General features: G+C 73.7%; 14 protein-coding genes. 4 read left to right on the plus strand and 10 right to left on the minus strand.

The window, feature by feature from the left end; translation table 11 throughout:
* Window positions 1-40 precede the first annotated feature (40 nt).
* The 3 genes from ACIP9H_RS22400 to ACIP9H_RS22410 form a co-directional block, all read right to left on the minus strand.
* Window positions 41-235: a hypothetical protein gene (locus ACIP9H_RS22400; protein ID WP_360900006.1), complete on the minus strand. Its 195-nt coding sequence runs from the start codon at window positions 233-235 to the stop codon at window positions 41-43.
* 144 nt (window positions 236-379) lie between these two features.
* Window positions 380-562, minus strand: coding sequence for a hypothetical protein (locus ACIP9H_RS22405; RefSeq protein WP_401590307.1), 183 nt, complete (start codon window positions 560-562; stop codon window positions 380-382).
* Window positions 563-655: 93 nt separating this feature from the next.
* Window positions 656-1,039: a hypothetical protein gene (locus tag ACIP9H_RS22410; protein ID WP_401590309.1), complete on the minus strand. Its 384-nt coding sequence runs from the start codon at window positions 1,037-1,039 to the stop codon at window positions 656-658.
* 125 nt (window positions 1,040-1,164) lie between these two features.
* Here ACIP9H_RS22410 and ACIP9H_RS22415 point away from each other — a divergent pair, with 125 nt between their 5' ends.
* The gene (locus ACIP9H_RS22415; protein WP_401590312.1) at window positions 1,165-2,298 is read left to right on the plus strand and encodes a CaiB/BaiF CoA transferase family protein; all 1,134 of its coding nucleotides are present in this window, start codon (window positions 1,165-1,167) and stop codon (window positions 2,296-2,298) included.
* Between the two features lie 201 nt (window positions 2,299-2,499).
* Here the strand turns inward: ACIP9H_RS22415 and ACIP9H_RS22420 are convergent, their stop codons facing one another.
* On the minus strand, window positions 2,500-3,831 hold the full coding sequence (locus ACIP9H_RS22420; protein WP_401960359.1) for an MFS transporter: 1,332 nt from the start codon (window positions 3,829-3,831) through the stop codon (window positions 2,500-2,502).
* 60 nt (window positions 3,832-3,891) lie between these two features.
* A complete protein-coding gene (locus ACIP9H_RS22425) occupies window positions 3,892-5,787 on the minus strand; it encodes a Xaa-Pro dipeptidyl-peptidase (RefSeq protein ID WP_401590318.1) in 1,896 nt (631 codons plus the stop codon).
* 344 nt (window positions 5,788-6,131) lie between these two features.
* Here ACIP9H_RS22425 and ACIP9H_RS22430 point away from each other — a divergent pair, with 344 nt between their 5' ends.
* Complete coding sequence (locus tag ACIP9H_RS22430) at window positions 6,132-7,733, plus strand: alpha/beta hydrolase (protein WP_401590321.1); 1,602 nt, start codon at window positions 6,132-6,134, stop codon at window positions 7,731-7,733.
* A gap of 66 nt (window positions 7,734-7,799) precedes the next feature.
* Here the strand turns inward: ACIP9H_RS22430 and ACIP9H_RS22435 are convergent, their stop codons facing one another.
* Together ACIP9H_RS22435 and ACIP9H_RS22440 are read right to left on the minus strand one after the other, a co-directional pair.
* Window positions 7,800-10,199, minus strand: a complete 2,400-nt coding sequence (locus ACIP9H_RS22435; RefSeq protein ID WP_401590323.1) for a Tex family protein — start codon at window positions 10,197-10,199, stop codon at window positions 7,800-7,802.
* A 37-nt stretch (window positions 10,200-10,236) separates the two neighbouring features.
* Window positions 10,237-10,818, minus strand: a complete 582-nt coding sequence (locus ACIP9H_RS22440) for a GNAT family N-acetyltransferase (RefSeq protein ID WP_401590325.1) — start codon at window positions 10,816-10,818, stop codon at window positions 10,237-10,239.
* 67 nt (window positions 10,819-10,885) lie between these two features.
* Here ACIP9H_RS22440 and ACIP9H_RS22445 point away from each other — a divergent pair, with 67 nt between their 5' ends.
* The gene (locus tag ACIP9H_RS22445; RefSeq protein ID WP_401590328.1) at window positions 10,886-11,749 is read left to right on the plus strand and encodes a DUF6528 family protein; all 864 of its coding nucleotides are present in this window, start codon (window positions 10,886-10,888) and stop codon (window positions 11,747-11,749) included.
* A gap of 146 nt (window positions 11,750-11,895) precedes the next feature.
* Window positions 11,896-12,900, plus strand: coding sequence for an aldo/keto reductase family protein (locus ACIP9H_RS22450; RefSeq protein ID WP_401590331.1), 1,005 nt, complete (start codon window positions 11,896-11,898; stop codon window positions 12,898-12,900).
* Between the two features lie 44 nt (window positions 12,901-12,944).
* On the opposite strand, the gene ACIP9H_RS22455 is transcribed toward ACIP9H_RS22450, so the two are convergent.
* From ACIP9H_RS22455 to ACIP9H_RS22465, 3 genes are all read right to left on the minus strand, one after another.
* Window positions 12,945-14,906 (minus strand): primary-amine oxidase, encoded by a 1,962-nt coding sequence (locus ACIP9H_RS22455; RefSeq protein ID WP_401590333.1) that lies wholly within the window; start codon window positions 14,904-14,906, stop codon window positions 12,945-12,947.
* Window positions 14,907-15,007: 101 nt separating this feature from the next.
* Window positions 15,008-16,561 (minus strand): APC family permease, encoded by a 1,554-nt coding sequence (locus ACIP9H_RS22460; RefSeq protein ID WP_401590335.1) that lies wholly within the window; start codon window positions 16,559-16,561, stop codon window positions 15,008-15,010.
* A gap of 53 nt (window positions 16,562-16,614) precedes the next feature.
* Complete coding sequence (locus ACIP9H_RS22465) at window positions 16,615-17,568, minus strand: hypothetical protein (protein WP_401590338.1); 954 nt, start codon at window positions 17,566-17,568, stop codon at window positions 16,615-16,617.
* Window positions 17,569-17,633: the final 65 nt, after the last annotated feature.

Consider the following 17,633-nt stretch of genomic DNA (forward strand, 5'->3'; position numbering starts at 1 on the left):
CGTCCCTTCGCCGGGCGTACGCCCGACCGTGCTGCGTGGTCTAGCGGCCGATCTGCTTGCGGCCCGCGCGGCGCAGGCGGCGGCGCTGGGAGGGGTCGAGGGTGAGGTAGGCCGCCGTGGGGACGCCGAGGACGATCAGCAGGGCGATCCAGTTGGGGAGGAACGCCGCAAGGACCCAGAACGCCACGAGGCCGACCGCGAGGCCGCCGATGACGTACTTCGCGCGATTGGACATCTTCCCTGCCTCCGTCCGCGGCACGCGCCGCGCTCACATGGGTAAACGCGGCACGCGCCGTGGCGGTTCCCGGCCGGCGCCCGGCCGGGCGGTGCTGCGGACCCGGCTATCGGGTGCGGCAGGCGAACGGGGTCCGGGACGGGATCAGTCGTCCTTCACGGCGGAGTCCTCACGGGGCTGCTGCGCTCCCGCGTCGGCCGTCCGGGGGCCTTCCGGCGCGTCCCCGGGGGCCGGGGCCGCGGCGGAGGCGGCGGCCCGCCGTTCGAGGGCGCGGGTGGCCTCGGCGCGCACGAGCGCGCTCAGGGCGGCGTAGATGTCCACGGGCATGGTGCTTCTCCTGCGGTGTTCGTCCTGGTGCGGGGCATGACGGCGGGCCGCACGGCGCAGTGCCTCGGCGATGCGGTGGGCGGCCGGGCGCTGTCAGCAGCGCAGGACGGCGTGCAGGTGGCCGGGGGGCCCGGCGGGGGACGTGTGCCGGGCCGGGCCGGACACGGCGGCGGCCACGGGGTCAGCGGCGGCCGTGTCGTGGGCGGCGTCCGAGGCGTGGTTCTGGGCAGCGGCGCCGCGGTGCTGGGGGCCGGCGTGCGGGGCGGCGCGCCGGGCGACGTGCGCCGGGTGGTGGTGCGTCTCCGCGCCCGCGCCCTCGGTGACGGCGGCCACCGCCGCCGTCCGCTCGGGCAGCGGTTCGGCAACCGGTCCCCACAGGACGCACAGTGCGTGCAACAGGCATGCCAGGGCCACGAACAGCACCGGCCGGCCCGCAGGCCGGAACAGGCCCGGAGGTCGCCCTGCGTTGTGCGGCATGCGCTGCTCCTCCGGATGGGTACTCCTCCCTCCTTACCGGGCCGGGCGCGCAACCCCGCTGCTCACTAGGCTGATCGACGCACGCGTTCACCCTGCCGACCCAACGCCCGCGGAAGGAACCGCGCATGCAGCCTCTGGAGGGCATCACGGTGGTGGCCCTGGAGCAGGCCGTCGCCGCGCCGTACGCGACCCGGCACCTGGCCGACCTGGGGGCCCGCGTCATCAAGGTGGAGCGGCCCGGCGGCGACTTCGCGCGCCACTACGACCGCACGGTCCGGGGCCTGTCGGCGTACTTCGTGTGGTGCAACCGGGGCAAGGAGAGCGTCGTGCTCGACCTCAAGCGGCCCGGGGACCGCGCGCTGCTGGACCGGATCGTCGCCCGCGCGGACGTCTTCGTGCAGAACCTCGCGCCGGGCGCGGCCGGGCGCCTCGGGCTCTCCGCGGAGGCGCTGCGCGCCCGTGACCCCCGGCTCATCACGTGCGACATCTCCGGCTACGGGCCGGACGGGCCCTACCGCGACAAGAAGGCGTACGACCTGCTGGTCCAGTGCGAGGCGGGGCTGGTGTCGATCACCGGCGGCCCGGAGGCCCCCGCGCGGCCGGGCATCTCCGTCGCCGACATCGCCGGTGGCATGTACGCCTACGCGGGGATCCTGTCCGCCCTGTACGAGCGGGTGCGGACCGGCGCGGGCACGGCCCTGGAGGTGTCCCTGCTCGACGCGCTCGCCGAGTGGATGGGCCACCCGTTCTACGCGCAGGCCTACGGCGGCGAGCCGGTCGCGCGCAGCGGCGCCCGGCATCCGTCGATCTCGCCGTACGGGCCCTACCGCTGCGGCGACGGCGCGGTGGTCTTCCTCAGTGTCCAGAACGACCGGGAGTGGGTGGCGCTGTGCGAACAGGTCCTGCGCCGCCCGGAGCTGACCCGCGACCCGCGCTTCGCCGACAACCCGCTGCGCAGCGCGCACGACGGGGAGCTCACCGGGGAGCTGGAGAAGTGCCTGGCCGGGCACACGGCGGACGGCGCCATGGCGCTGCTGGACCGTGCCGGGATCGCCAATGCCCGGCTGCGCACGGTCCCGGAGTTCGCCGGCCATCCGCAGCTCGCGGCACGCGCGCGCTGGCGGGAGTTCGGCTCCCCCGTGGGACCGCTGCGCGGGCTGCTGCCGCCGGTGGGCGTCGCGGGCAGGGAGGCCCCGATGCGGGAGGTGCCGGCCCTCGGCGCTCATACGGAGGCCGTACGCGGGGAGTTCTCCGGTTGACGGATCCCGCCGCCATCCGGGTGCCGTGCCGGTCCCGCCGCCGGATAGCACGGGGCCACCCGGTAGCCTCGGGACCGGCACGCTGCCGACCACGCTCGCAGTGGTGCACCGCCCCCGTGGTCCTGACCCGGACGGGGCGGGCGGCCGGGTCGCCGCCGGGGTCCGCCACAGCGGGACCGGGGCACTCGGCAACTCCGGGTCTCACGCCCCCCGGTAGCGGGTGAACACCGGGAACGCGGCCGCGAGGCCCAGCATCGCCACGACGACCAGCACACCGCCCGCGGTGACCGCCGTCCGCGTCCCGAGCGCCGAGCCGGCCGTGCCGTGCAGCAGGTCCGCGACGCGCGGCCCGCCCGCGACGACGACGGTGAAGACGCCCTGCATGCGGCCGCGCATGTCGTCGGTGGCCACCGACTGCAGGATCGCGCTGCGGAAGACCATCGACACCATGTCGGCGAAGCCGGCGAGCGCCAGGAACGCCGTCGCCCACCACAGGCTGCTGCTGAGTCCGAGGCCCGCGATCGCCACGCCCCAGCCGGCGACGGCGAAGACGACCATCAGGCCGTGCCGTTTGGCCCGCGAGAAGGTGCCCGAGAACAGACCGCCGGCGACCGCGCCGATGGGGATCGCCGCGAAGAGCAGGCCGAGGGACAGCCCTTCTCCCCAGGGCGCGTACGTGGTGGCGGCGAGCTGCGGGAACAGGGCGCGCGGCATGCCGAAGACCATCGCGATGATGTCGGCGACGAACGACAGGAGCAGGATGCGCTGGGCGGTGATGTAGCGGAAGCCGGCCCCGACCTCGCGCCATCCGCCGCGCCGGGCGACCGCGGCGCCGCTCTGGTCCATCGGGGGCAGGGCGGGCAGCCGGAAGACCGCCCAGACGGTCGCGGTGAGCGCGACGGCGTCGAGGAGGTAGAGGGTGGACAGTCCGAGGACGGGGATGAGGGCGCCGGCGAGGAGCGGGCCCACGACGAGACCGGTCTGCATGACGGTCGAGCCGAGCGCGACCGCGGCGGGAAGTTCCTGCGGGGGCACGAGCCGCGCGACGGCGGCGCTGCGCGCGGGGGCGTTCATGCCGGCGCAGGCCTGCTGTGCGGCGAGCAGCAGCATGAGCAGCCATACCGAGCCGGCGCCGAGGAAGGCCTGCACCCAGAACAGCAGTGAGGTGACGGCGACGCCGATGTTGGTCACGAGCATCAGCTTGCGGCGGTCCATGCTGTCGGCCACGGCGCCGCCCCACAGGGCGAAGACGACGAGCGGGACGAGTCCGGCGATGCTGGAGTAGCCGACCCACGCGGACGAGCCCGTGATGTCGTAGATCTGCTTGGGCACGGCGACCGCGGTGAGCTGACTGCCCACGGCGGTCACGGTGGTCGAGGTCCACAGGCGGCGGTAGGCGGGGTGCCGCAGGGGGCGGGTGTCCATCAGCCAGCGCCGCACACCGGTGCGGCGCTCGGGTTCGCAGGGCTCGTCGTCGGCGGCGCGCGCCGCGTCCTCTATCGGGGTGCCGGCGGTGTTCTTGGTGCTGTCCACGGGGCCTTTTGCTTCCTTGTACAACTATCGCTGACCCGCCGACCCTACCCGCCCCGGTCACTACCGGGAATGCGCTGCCCCCGGCAGGGTTCCGGCGAGCGGCAGGAGGGCGGACGAGCGGGCGAGATCGATCGTCACCGCCGGGGTGCTGCCGGGCGGCTCCAGGAGGCCGGCGTCGGTGCCGGCGACGATCAGCGCGAGCCGGTGCCCGGGCGGGACGACGTGGTCGGTGGCGGCGAGGGTGATGGTGGCGGTGTAGGCGCGTCCCGGGACGAGGGGGCGGCCGTGCCGGGCGGAGGCCGCGTGCCCAAGGTCGGCCCAGCCGCGGCTGACGACGGTATGGGTGACGTCCGCGGCGTCCGCCGCGGTGTCGAAGAAGCAGGCGCTGTCACCGGGGGCGCTCGCGCCCCAGCAGGAGCGGGTGGTGAGGTCGGTGATGCCCTCCTTGGGGCCGAGGAAGTCCCTGATACGGGCGGGGCCGAGGTCCACCACGACCGCCGACAGGTGCGCGCTCGTGGTGGAGGCCGACGCGGTCACGGTGACGGTGCCGCTGCCGGACAGGCGCAGCGGGGCGGTGAGGGTGCCGGTACTGAAGACCGTCTTGTCGGGGCCCGCGGTGTCCGCGGCGGCGGCCCAGTCCTCCTCGCCGCGGCCCGGCGCGTCGGTGAAGACCTCGGTGCTGCCCGGCGCGGCCGGTGTGCGGCCGAGGACCCCGAGCCCGGGCGTGGCTCCGGGGCGCAGGCTCAGCCGGGTCCGCGCGGTACCGGCCGGCGGCCAGGCACGGTCGGTCGTCCAGTGGCCGGGGGCGCGTTCGATGTCGGCGGCGGGCTCGTGGTCGATGCCGTTGCGGACGCCCAGCAGGTAGTGGTCGAACCAGCGGTGCAGCGTCGCGACCCAGGCGTCGCGGCGGTAGTCGAACGGGTCGACGTGGCCGGTCTGCGACAGCCACACCTTGCGCTCCACCCCGTGGGCCGCCAGGGCCTGCCACCACTGACCGAAGTGCTTGGTGCGGACGTTGAGGTCCTGCATGCCGTGGACGGCCAGGACGCTGGCGCGGACCTTGCCGGCGTGCCGGGTGTAGTCGCGTTCGCTCCAGAAGCCGGTCCAGTCGCCGGTGCGGGGCGCGCCGTCCACGATCCGCTGCTGCACGGTGGCGCAGCGGGCGCGGGCGCCGGGGCTCTCGACGTAGTCCGACAGCCAGTCGGGGCCGGAGTCGTACAGGGCGGCGCCCTGCTGGAAGTAGTAGTCGTACCAGGAGCTGATGGCGCTGATCGGGACGATGGTCCGCAGCCCCTTCACCCCGGTCGCGGCGACGCCGTTGGCGATGGTGCCGTCCCAGCTCTTGCCGATCATGCCGACGTCGCCGGTCGACCAGCGCGCGGCGGCGGTGCCGGTGCCGGTGCGCGAGGTGTACGCGGTGGCGCGGCCGCCGAGCCAGTCGACGACGGCCTTGGCGGAGCCGATGTCCGAGGGGCCGCCGACGTCCACGCAGCCGTCGGAGCGGTTCGTCCCGGCGAGGTCGACCAGGACGACCGCGTAGCCGCGCGGCACGAAGTAGTTGTCGTAGAACAACGGCGCCTGGACCATGCGCCCTTGGGCGTCGTAGGTCTTGGTCTGGCTCTCGTTGCCGCGCCCGCAGCAGGAGTAGTACGGGCTCGCGTCCATGATCACCGGTACTTTGCGGCCCGCGGCGGCGGCCTCCCGGGGCCGCACGATGTCCGCGGCGACCCGGTCGGTGCGGCCGTCGCCGTCGCTGTCGCGTCCCGTGTCGACCCACACCGCCTCGCGGATGGCGTCGGCGTAGGAGTAGTCGGGCCGGCTGAGGCCGTCCCGCACAGTGCCGCCGGAGGCGGCGTGCGCGGTCGTCACGGGGAGGAGGACGGCGGCGAGGGCGGCGACGACCGTCGCGACGACGGACAGCGCGCGGGGGCGGAGGATGCGCGGCAGCGAGGGCACCCGCGGACGCTAACGTTTGGCCGTAGCATGCCAACAGCAGGTTCCCGGCCAACTCTCGCCCGCGCCATGGATCTTGGCAGGCGCCCGCCACGCCGGGCGCGGCCGGCAAACCCCTGCGGGACAGCCGTGGCACCCGGTCCGGTTCACACCTTCGGCGTAGCCGAACTGTCCGGCGAACACACCACGTGATGAGCTGGTCACGCAGCCGGGTCGACGGGTGGACCGCGAAGCCATCCCTCGCAGCGGACCCGGACCACGGCTCGACGGGTGGCACACGCCCCGGGGACCGCAGCCGAATCCCGATTGGCCCCGGGGACCGCCGGGGCGCGAAAGGAACGCCGGCAATGACCGCTGCCCGCACCACCGGCCCCCTGTCCGGCCCCGGCGCCGGCCTTCCTTCCGGCACCGCCTCCCGCCGCACGCCGCGGCGCCTGCTCGCGGCGCTGGGCGCCTGCACTGTGCTGCTGACCGCTTGTGCCGCCCCTGCCCGCACCTCCTCCGCACCGCGCCCCGCGCCGACCGGCAGCGCCCTGGTGACGGACGACACGGCCGCCGTGGCACCGCGGTTGCGTCCCTACTACGGGCAGAGGCTGGCGTGGCGGTCCTGCGACCAGGCCGACGGGTTCCAGTGCACCACCATGCGCGTGCCCTTGGACTACGCCCATCCCGAGGCCGGCGACATCCTGGTGTCGGCGACCCGCAAGAGGTCCACCGGCGGCGGGCGGCTCGGCTCCCTCCAGCTCAATCCCGGCGGCCCCGGCGCGTCCGCGATGGACTACCTGTGGAAGGCCGCCAAGGTCTACTCCTCCTCGGTGCGCGGCGCCTACGACCTCGTCGCGATGGACCCCAGAGGAGTCGGCCACAGCACGCTGGTCGACTGCGGCAGGGGCCGGCCGGTCTCCTTCATGCAGTCCCCCGTGCCGCCCACGCCCGACCGGGCGGAGATCAACGCGTGGGACACCATGTTCCAAAAGACCGCCGGGGACTGCGAGCGGCACGCCGGCGGGCTGCTCCCGTACGTCGGGACACCCGACGCCGCGCGGGACATGGACATGTTGCGCTCGCTCCTCGGCGACCGCCGGCTGCACTATGCGGGCTTCTCCTACGGCACCTACCTGGGCGCGACCTATGCCGAGTTGTTCCCCTCACGGGTCGGCCGCGTGGTGCTGGACGGCGCCCTCGACCCCGCCCTCGACGCGTTCGGCACCACGCTGCACCAGGCGCGCGGCTACCAGGTCGCCTGGGAGGCCTTCGCCGCCGACTGCGCGAGCCGCCCCGACTGCCCGGTCGGCCGCAGCCTGCCGGGGGCCGCCCGCGCGCTGGACACCCTGCGGGCCGCCCTCGACCGCGCGCCGCTCCGGCAGGGCAAGGACGACGAGGTCACCGGGGACGACCTGACCTCGGCGGTCGTGGACGGCCTCCGCTTTCCCGCGTGGGGACGGCTCCGGGACGCCCTGCGCGGGTTGCGGACGGGCGACACCCACGACCTCCAGGAAATCATCGCCGCGGGCCAGGAGACGACCAGGGAGGGCGACCAGGCGCAGACCGCGGTCAGTTGCCTGAGCTCCACGATCGGGCCGCGGCTCAGTGCCGTCAGGGCGACGGCCGAGCTGCCCCGGTTCCTCAGCGCCTCACCCCAGTTCGGCCGGGCCTTCGCCGACACCCTGGTGATGTGCACGCACTGGCCGGTCCCTTCGAGCCAGCCCGCACGCGCCATCCGCGCACGGGGCGCCGCGCCGATCCTGGTGATCGGCACGACCCGAGACCCCGCCACCCCGTACCCGCAGGCCGTGGCACTGGCGGGGCAGTTGGAGTCCGGGCGGCTGCTCACGCGCGTCGGCGACGGCCACACCGGCTACCACCGGGGGAACGCCTGCGTCGACAGGGCCGTCGACCGCTTCCTGCTGCGGGGCACCTTGCCGCCCGCGGGCGCGGTCTGCCGCTGAGCCGTCGCCGGACGCCCGCGCGCCGGGAGGACGGGACGGGTCCCGTCCTCCCCGTCGTCCTGGGCGTCAGCCGCGGCGGCCGTTCCCGCCGCCGCCCAGGCCCTTGTCCAGGCCGGCGCGGCGCAGGGCGTCCGCCATGGCCCCGGAGGGCGCGGGACGGTCGCCGCCGCCGCGCGACTGACGGGGCGCACCGCCGCGCCGCTCGGGACGCGGACCCCGTTCACCGCGTCCACCGCCGACGTTGCCCTTGGCGCTGCCGGCTCCGGCACCGCCGCCCGCCGCCGCGGCCGCCTCGTCGTCGAGCCGGAGCGTCAGCGAGATGCGCTTGCGCGGGATGTCGACGTCGAGCACCTTGACGCGGACGATGTCGCCCGGCTTCACGACGTCGCGCGGGTCGCTGACGAAGGTCTTCGACATCGCGGAGACGTGGACGAGACCGTCCTGGTGGACGCCGACGTCCACAAAGGCACCGAAAGCGGCGACATTGGTGACGACGCCCTCCAGGAGCATGCCGGGCTCAAGGTGCTTGAGTTCCTCCACGCCCTCCTTGAACTCGGCGGTCTTGAAGGCCGGACGGGGGTCGCGGCCCGGCTTCTCCAGCTCGGCAAGGATGTCGGTGATCGTCGGCAGACCGAAGGTGTCGTCCACGAACGTGTCGGCTTTGAGCCCGCGCAGGACGGCGCTGTTGCCGATGAGCGCCTCGATGCCGGTGCCGGCAGCGGTGCTCATCCGGCGGACCACCGGGTACGACTCGGGGTGCACACTGGAGGCGTCGAGCGGGTCGTCGCCGCCCGGGATGCGCAGGAAGCCCGCGCACTGCTCGTACGCCTTGGGGCCGAGCCGGGCGACTTCCTTGAGCGCCGTGCGCTTGCGGAAGGGGCCGTTGGTGTCGCGGTGCGCGACGATGTTGGCGGCCAGGCCCTCGGTGATGCCGGACACGCGGCGCAGCAGCGGCACCGAGGCGGTGTTGACGTCGACGCCGACACCGTTCACGCAGTCCTCGACGACGGCGTCGAGCGAACGCGACAGCTTCAGCTCGGACAAGTCGTGCTGGTACTGGCCGACGCCGATCGACTTGGGGTCGATCTTCACGAGCTCCGCCAGCGGGTCCTGGAGGCGGCGGGCGATGGAGACCGCGCCGCGCAGCGAGACGTCCATGTCCGGCAGTTCGGCGGAGGCGTAGGCCGAGGCGGAGTAGACCGAGGCACCGGCCTCCGAGACGACGGCCTTGGTCAGCTTCAGCTCCGGGTGCCGCTTGATCAGGTCGCCGGCGAGCTTGTCGGTCTCGCGGGACGCGGTGCCGTTGCCGATCGCGACGAGGTCGACCTTGTGCGCCGCCGCCAGCTTGGCAAGCGTGGCGATGGAGGCGTCCCACTGGTTGCGGGGCACGTGCGGGAAGATCGTGTCGGTGGCGACGACCTTGCCGGTGGCGTCGACGACCGCGACCTTCACGCCGGTGCGGAAGCCGGGGTCCAGGCCCATCGTGGCGCGCGTGCCGGCCGGGGCGGCGAGCAGCAGGTCGCGCAGGTTGGCGGCGAAGACCCGGACCGCCTCGTCCTCGGCGTCCTGGCGCAGTTGCACGCGCAGGTCGAGGCCGAGGCGGACGAGGAAGCGCGTGCGCCAGGCCCAGCGCACCGTGTCGGCCAGCCACTTGTCGGCGGGGCGGCCGCGGTCGGTGACACCGAAGTGGTGGGCGATCTTGCGCTCGAAGCTGGACGGTCCGTCCTCGACCGGCTCCTCGGGCTCCAGGGTGAGGTCGAGGACCTCCTCCTTCTCGCCGCGGAACATGGCGAGCACACGGTGCGAGGGAAGCTTCCCGAACGGCTCGGCGAAGTCGAAGTAGTCGGCGAACTTCGCGCCGGCCTCCTCCTTGCCCTCGCGCACATGGGAGACCAGCCGGCCGCGCTCCCACATGCGGGTGCGCAGCTCGCCGACGAGGTCGGCGTCCTCGGAGAACCGCTCGGTCAGGATCGCGCGGGCGCCCTCCAGGGCGGCCGCCGTGTCCGCCACACCCTTGTCGGCGTCGACGAAGCCGGCCGCCTCCTGCTGCGGGTCGAGCCCGGGGTTCTCCAGCAGCCGGTCGGCGAGCGGTTCGAGACCGGCCTCGCGGGCGATCTGCGCCTTGGTGCGGCGCTTGGGCTTGAAGGGCAGGTAGATGTCCTCCAGGCGCGCCTTGGAGTCGGCGGCGAGGATCTGCGCCTTGAGGGCGTCGTCGAGCTTGCCCTGGGACTCGATGGACTCCAGGATCGCGGCCCGCCGCTCGTCGAGCTCCCGCAGGTAGCGCAGCCGCTCCTCGAGCGTGCGCAGCTGGGCGTCGTCGAGGGCGCCCGTCGCCTCCTTGCGGTACCGGGCCACGAACGGCACGGTCGCGCCGCCGTCGAGGAGATCGACGGCCGCCTGGACCTGCCCTTCCCGTACGCCGAGCTCCTCGGCGATCCTGCGCTCGACCGAGACCGTTGTCGTCACGATGTGCGACCTGCTTTCTGGCTGGACTACCGCTGCATTATTGCGGAGCCCGGCCCCCGTGCCGCGAGCCTGGGGGCGAAGCCGCGCCGGAGTCCTGGGCCAGCGGCTTCTCGAACCAGTGGCCGGCGTAGCGGTCACCGTTGTAGTCGTCGATCTCGCGGTACCCGAGCCGGGCGTACAGCGCCCTGGCCTCCACCAGGTCGGGACGGGTGTCGAGCCGGACGACGCGGGCGCCCAGGTGCTCCGCGGCCGCTCGTTCCACCGCCGCGACCAGCAGCGCGGCACCTCCGGTGCGGCGGGCGGCGGGAACGACCCAGACCCGGCGCAGTTCGGCGACGCCGGGGGCCAGCAGCCGCACGCCCGCGCAGCCGGAAGGGGTCCCGCCGTACCGCCCGACGAAGAACGCGCCGGTGGGGCCGGCGAGGTCGTCGCTGGTGTCCTCGGCGAGGAGGTCGTCGATCTCCTTCCGGGTCATCGGCCTGCCGTAGTAGCGGCTGACGATGTCGTCGTAGTAGCGCCACAGCAGGTCCCTCGACACCGGGTCGTCAACGGAGAGCGGCGATATCTCCCATACGGGCGAAGCGTGGATGTTCTGTCGCGGTACGGTCACAGGGCCCATCGTGGCAGTGCGCCGCGTGACTATCCTCCGGTTATTCGTTGGCGTCTCAACGACACGGGGGCAGGACATGACGCGGTACGCCGCGCGCACAGGCCATCCCATCGCCACCACGGAGCAGACCGGGAACGACGTCCTCGTCTTCCACCCCGGCGCCGCCGACTGGTCGCAGGACGCCTCGGTCGCCTGGCGCTGGAGGGCTCCGGGCGGGACGGGCACCAGCTGGCAGCACCTGTCGGACGTACGCCTGCGCAGAACCCAGGCGTACGGGCGGGTCGTGCTGGTCACCGCACTCGGCGGGCGTGCCGCGATGGTCCGCGAGGACACCGGGGCGATCGTCTGGCAGACCATCACGCCGGCCGACACCCCGCGCGCCATCGAGCGCATCCCGGGCGGGGTGATCGCGGTGGCCTCCGCGGCGCCCGGGCGGCTGCGGCTGTACACGGACACCGAGCAGTCCGGCCCCTTCCTCACGCTCCCGCTGCCCCGGGCGCACGGCGTGCTCTACGACCCGGAGCGCGCGGCGTTGTGGGCGATCGGCGAGGAGCGGCTGGTGCGCTACGCGCTGTCCGGCAGGGGCCCGGCGACCATGCTGACCGAGCACAGCGTGATCCACTTCGAGGGGCAGGGCGTGGATCTGCAACCGGTGTACGGGGAGCCGGGCGCGCTCTGGTTCACCGACACCAACGGCGCCTACCGGCTCGACGCCGAGTCCCGCAAGTACCGGCAGGTGGACGGCGCCTGCGACGTCCGCGCCTACCTCAGCCAGCCCTCCGGCACCCGGATCCGCGCCCGCGGCCGGGTTTCCGGGCCGCGCGACGCGGGCGGCCCGACGGTCGAGTTCCTGGAGGCCGACGGCAGCACGGCGTACTCCCGCACCCGCCCCGGCGCGGAGTTCGCGGCGGTGCGGCTGTGGACCCCGGACTTCCGCTGAGGCGGGTGCGGCGCCGGCGCACCGCGGTCGCGGCACGAACTCCGGGACCGCTCACGGGCGGCAGGGGCAGGCATGTAATGATCGGAGAGCATTATCAGCACTGACACTTTCCGCATCCCGTACCCGCCAACGGAGGCTTCGCTCCCATGGAATACCGCCATCTCGGCCGCAGCGGTCTGCTCATCAGCGAGATCGCCTACGGGAACTGGCTCACCCACGGTTCCCAGGTGGAGGCCGACGCCGCCACCGCGTGTGTGCAGGCCGCCCTGGACGCCGGCATCACCACCTTCGACACCGCCGACGTCTACGCGGGGACGCGGGCCGAGTCGGTGCTCGGCGAGGCGCTGAAGGGCGAGCGCCGCGAGGGCATCGAGATCCTCACCAAGGTCTACTGGCCCACCGGCAGCGGCCGCAACGACCGCGGCCTGTCGCGCAAGCACATCATGGAGTCGATCGCCGGCTCGCTGCGCCGCCTGCAGACCGACTACGTCGACCTGTACCAGGCCCACCGCTACGACGTGGAGACGCCGCTGGAGGAGACGATGGAGGCGTTCGCCGACGTCGTCCACTCCGGCAAGGCCCTGTACATCGGCGTCTCCGAGTGGCCGGCGGAGCAGATCCGCCGCGCCCACGCGCTGGCGCGCGAGCTGCGCATCTCCCTGGTCTCCAACCAGCCGCAGTACAACGCCCTGTGGCGGGTCATCGAGGGCGAGGTCGTTCCCACCTGCGCCGAACTGGGCATCGGGCAGGTCGTCTTCTCGCCGATCGCGCAGGGTGTGCTGACCGGCAAGTACGCGCCCGGCCAGCAGCCGCCGGAGGGCTCGCGGGCCACCGACGACAAGGGCGGCGCCAACATGATCGCGCGGTGGATGCGCGACGAGGTGCTGGAGGCCGTCCAGCGGCTCCAGCCGCTGGCCGCCGAGGCCGGGCTCTCCCTGGCCCAGTTGGCGGTCGCCTGGGTGCTCCAGAACTCCAATGTCTCCGCCGCCATCGTCGGCGCCTCCCGCCCGGAGCAGGTCGCGGAGAACGTCAAGGCGTCGGGTGTCGTCCTGGAGAAGGAGCTGATGGCGCGGATCGAGGAGATCCTCGAGCCGGTCGCCGTCACCGACCCCAAGCGGGTCCACGACAACGTCCCGGTCCGCCGCCCCTGACCGGCAGGCCCCGCGGTCCGCACGGACCGCGGGGCCGAACCCGCCTACTCGGCGTGGCAGTGCGCCCCTTCGCCGCCCGGCGTCTCCTTGGGGAGGTCGAGCGAGGGGTTGCGGTCGAAGAAGCCGGTGGGCTTGAGCGTGAAGCCGCTGTGGTCGACCGGCATGACGGGCCACTCCTCCAGCCGGGGCAGGTGGGTGGGGCCGAAGGTGTGCCAGACGGTCAGCTCGGTGTTCTCCAGCGACTCGCCGGGCTCGGTCCACCGGGGCAGCCCGGCGCCGCCCGCGTTCTGGTTGGGGTAGTCGCCCGCGGGGAAGCGCCGTTCGGGACGGTGGCGGGTCACCCACACGTGCTTGGTGCCGTAGGCCGCACGCCGGGCGACGGCGGAGTCCGGCTGGGCCAGCAGCACCGGGCCGGGCTGCGGGACGAGGGTGTACGCGACCGGCTTGCCCATGCGGTTGAGCGAGCCGGGGTTGGTGATCCGCCAGCGCCGGCCGGCGAGCGGGTCGGCGAGGCGGCCGCCCTCGGCACTGTCCGCGAGCGCGGTCACCCGGGTGGTGAAGACATTGCCGTTGGGGTTGTCCGGGCCGTGCGGGACGGGGACGACGTCCACCTCCTCGACGGTGTTGGCGTGCCCGTCGACCGCCGCGTCCAGCCGGACGCAGAACATGTGCTGGTGGAACGGGGCCAGCAGGCCCGGGGCGAGCTCCGTGCCGACGGCGTCGGCGGTGCCCGGCACGACGGCGGAGGTCTGCACGATGCCGGTGGACTTGGCCTCGAAGCCGATCGTGCCGTCCTGGTAGAAGTACCAGTAGAAGCCGTAGTCGTAGTTGCCCACGGTGGCGATGTAGGAGACGACCAGGCGGCGGGAGCGGCGGCTGTCGGCGGCCATGCCGTTGAAGATGTCGGTGTGCTTCCACAGCAGGCCGTAGTCCTCCTCGTGGATGCAGATCGCGTTCGGCAGCGTCTCCGGGTTGCCCAGGTCGTCGCAGAGCACGGCGTCGAGGTAGGCGATCTCGCCGAGGCAGTCGCAGCCCAGTGTCAGGGCGTTGGCGTTGCGGCCGAGCTGGTACTCGCCCGCGTCGAGGAAGGCGACCCAATTGCGGTCGTCGCCGGGCTCGGCGTAGGCGACGGCCATTTCGGCGAGCGAGGCGCGGTGCAGCACGGGGCGGACGCGGTCGCCGTCCTCGTAGCCGATCTGGTGCAGGACCAGGCCCTCGCGGCTGTTGAAGTCGATGCGGAAGCGCCACTTCTGCCAGGTCATCAGCCGGCCGGTGAGGGTGAAGGACGGCCCCTCGGGCTGGGTGATCTCCAGGGGGCGCAGGTCCGTGCGGGCGGGGCCGTTGAACTCGGCCTCGTAGCGGCCGCATTCGGACGGGACGGGGACGGCGCCGGTGTCGATGAGGCGGACGACCTTGCGCTCGATCACGTCCACGTCGGCGACGAGCCCGGCCACCGGGTGCGCCCAGGGGCTGTCGGTGGCGTCGCAGCGCAGCCAGGTCAGCGAGCGCATGAGGCGGGCGCCGGGCCGGTCCTCGAAGCGGAGCGGGCCGGCGCCGAGCGGGGCGGCGATGGCCAGGTCCAGGTCGGTGACGCCGCGCTCGGCCATGGCCTTGCGCCAGCCCGGGTCGGCCTTGACGACCTGCTCGACGATCTCGTACTCCTCGAAGGTGACGGGCGGCTGGCCCTCCTGCGCGGTGTCGAGCGCGCGGTGGGCGACGACGGCGCCCGCGGTGACGTCCACCAGGACCTCGGCGGCGGCGCCGGTCGCGGAGTCCAGCAGCGTGACGCGCAGACGGCGGACGACGGGGTCGCCGTCGCGGTGGGCGTCCGCGGTGTGCCGGTCGGGCTCGTTGAGCAGCACCAGGGGGAAGCGGGTCGCGTCGCCGACCAGGCCCTCCTCGGTGAGGATGCGGCGGGCGGCGGCGATCTCGTCCGCGGTCAGCGGATCGAGGGGGTGCGGCGCGGCGGGAGAGGTGCCGGCGTCGGTGTGGCAGCAGGAGGACATGGGACAACTCTCCGGTGTACGTGGGTCGTTGCGCTACGGGACGGTGCGGACATGCATCCGGCCCGCCGCTCCCCTGCCGGGGTGCGGCGGGCCGGGCGGCGTCAGGAGGCGGCGGGCTCCGTCTGTCCCGGGCCGGCCGCGCTCTCGCGGGCCTGCTCGATGCGGAACGCCTCGTTGCCCAGGCCGATACGGGCGTGCAGCTCGGGACGCGTGCTGCGCAGGACCAGTCCGTAGACGAGGCCGCCGACGACGGTGACCCCGATGATCCCGGGCAGGATCCAGGAGACCGCGGAGCCGGCGCCGGCGACCAGGACGTCGAAGTCCTTGACGGCGTACACCGCGATGACGACCAGTGCCACGCCCGCCAGCGCGGAGGCGGCGATCCTCGGCGCCTGGGTGCGCAGCGCGTCGCGCCGGACGAAGTAGCCGATGACGGCGAAGGCCGTGGTGGCCAGCAGCACGATGATGCCCAGCGCGCCGACGTTGCCGCCCCAGGTGAAGAGCTTGAGCACGGGCGCGGTCGGGTCGTGGTCGGCGGCGGCGCTGCCGTCGGCGACGGCGAAGCCGACAACGGCGACGACGGAGATGACGGTCTGCAGCAGCGAACCGTGGGCGGGCGCACCGCTCTTGGGGTTCGTGCGGCCGAAGGCCGCGGGCAGCAGGCCCTCGCGGCCCATGGCGAAGGCGTAGCGGGCGACGACGTTGTGGAAGCTGAGCAGGCAGGCGAACATGCCGGTCACGTACAGGACGTGGAGGACGTCGGTGAAGGTCGCGCCGATGATCGACTCACTGAGCCCGAACAGCAGCCCAGGGCCCTGCTTCTGCGACTGGCCGACGATCTGCGACGGGCCGGCGGCCACGCTCAGCGCCCAGGAGCTGATGGCGAAGAAGACCGCGACGAAGCTGACGGCGAGGAAGGTCACGCGGGCGACGAGCACCTGCGGCCGGCTGGTCTCCTCCGCGTACACCGGGGGCTGCTCGAAGCCGACGAACGCGGCGATGCACAGGCACAGCGCGGTGCCGAGTCCCGCGCCGCTGAGGGTGCCCGGGTCGAACGCGTGCAGCGACAGCCCTTCCTTGGCGGAGGGATGGCCGATGGCGGCGATGTCGAAAACGACGACGAGCGTGATCTCGATGAGCAGGAGGACGCCCAGGACCTTGGCGTTGAGGTCGATCTTCAGCCAGCCGAGCGCGCCGACGACGAGGACCCCGAGGAGCGCCGGGATCCACCAGGCGATCGTGGTGTCGAGGTAGGTCTCGAACAGTCCGGAGATCTCGAAGCCGAAGAGGCCGTAGACGCCGAACTGGAGCGCGCTGTAGGACACGAGCGCCACGATCGACGCACCGGCGCCGGCGGTGCCGCCGAGGCCGCGCGCGATGTACGCGTAGAAGGCGCCCGCGTTGTGCACGTGGCGGCTCATCTCGGCGTATCCGACGGTGAAGAGGACAAGCACCACACCGAGGATCACGAACAGCAGCGGCTGCCCGACGATGCCCATGACGCCGTACGCGGTGGGCATGACGCCCGCGACGACCATCAGCGGGGCATTGGCGGCGACCACGGACAGCAGCAGGCCGGGCAGGCCGAGCCGGTCGGCCCGCAGGGCTCTCTCCTCGCCCTTGAACGTGCTGATCCCGGTATTGCCCCTCAACATGGCGGGTCCTTTCCTTGTGGATGACGGGATGTGCTGTGCGTCGATGGGGGTCCCTACGGGGATCCGGGGCCGAGCACGGCCTCGCGCGCGGCGCGGAAGGCCTTCTTGGGGTCGCGGTCGGGGTACGCCCACGGGATGCGGGTGGCGTAACCGCCGATGCGGTTGAACAGGGCCGCCGCCTCGGCGTTGCGGCCCTGCAGGTACTGGGCGTGCACAAGGAAGTTGAGGTCGAGGTAGAGCCGTGGATGGTCGCGGTCGTCCCACTCCAGCCACCAGTCGAAGGCCCGCTTGAGGGCCTGCCGGGCGCGCCAGCCGCGCCAGTGCTCGGAGGCCGCCAGGTCCTCGGGCTCGGCGCCCGCGGCCGCCTGCACGCGGTAGAGCTCGGCGTGGGCGACGACCGGCAGCACGGCCAGCGGGGATCCTTCGGGCGCGTCGCCCGCGGCCCACTCGGCGAACTCGTACACCTCGTGGAAGTGGCTGCCGTCGTCCGGGGACAGGGGGCGCTCGGCCAGGCAGGCGGCCATCAGCTGGTGGCCGTGGTGGTGGTCCCGGTGACGGCCGCGCACCTGGTCGAAGGCGCGCATGCGGTCGTCGTCGGTGCCGGTGTGGCGGGCCAGGATCAGCAGGCACAGCCAGGGCGTCGGATCGGCGGGGGCCAGCGCGGCGGCGGCCAGGCAGGCCTCGCGGGCGCTCTCGGGGCTCTCCTTGCCGGCGACGGCGCGGAAGACCAGGGCGCAGCCGAGCAGGGCGGCCGCGTCGGGGCTGTCCGGTTCGGCGAGCTGCCACTCGCGGGCCCATGTGCCGCTCGCGCGGCCCTCGCCGAGCACGACCACACGGTGTCCGCGCCGGTCCCAGGCGTCCCCGGTCTCGGCGAGCAGGGTGCGGGCCGCGGACCAGCGGCCCTGGGCGAAGGCGGCGCGGGCAGCCGCCAGCGGTTCGTCGTCCAGGGCGGGGTCGAACCGCAGTTCGTCGCGGGAGCGGAATCCGAACGGGGGTGGAGGAGTCATCCTCGGGGTGCCTCCACGGCGCGCACGTCATGTTCCGGCCCGGGTCGGGACTTCCCCTTCGGCGT

The organism is Streptomyces sp. NPDC088732 (assembly GCF_044751205.1).
Lineage (GTDB): Bacteria > Actinomycetota > Actinomycetes > Streptomycetales > Streptomycetaceae > Actinacidiphila.